Source organism: Vibrio sp. S234-5, assembly GCF_000960595.1.
GTDB lineage: Bacteria > Pseudomonadota > Gammaproteobacteria > Enterobacterales > Vibrionaceae > Vibrio.
This window is the reverse complement of the sequence record NZ_JZAM01000234.1, coordinates 1-289: the sequence shown is the minus strand read 5'-3', so window position 1 is coordinate 289 and position 289 is coordinate 1. Positions and strand designations below refer to the sequence as shown.

The window sequence follows — 289 nt, the reverse complement described above, 5'->3', positions numbered from 1 at the left end:
CAGACAAGAAGCAACAACAATTTGAATATGCGTATCTGTTTGGTTCTGTCTGTCCCGCGAGAGGAATTGGCGAAGCGATGGTCGTTCCTTGGGTTAATAAAGAGATCATGATCGAGCATTTAAAGCAAATATCGGCTGTCACAGAGAAAGGGCGTCATGCCGTCATCATTATGGATGGGGCGAGTTGGCATACCAATGACATTGCAGAACCGTTTAGCAATGTCAGTATCATCAAGCTCCCGCCCTATTCACCAGAGCTAAACCCGATAGAACAAGTGTGGAGCTGGCT

Annotated in this window: 1 protein-coding gene; it reads left to right on the top strand. The window is 46.7% G+C overall.

What is annotated here, in order from left to right; genetic code table 11:
- The coding region (locus tag UF06_RS14430; RefSeq protein ID WP_045571066.1) for a transposase at positions 1-289 on the top strand (289 nt) is incomplete at both ends.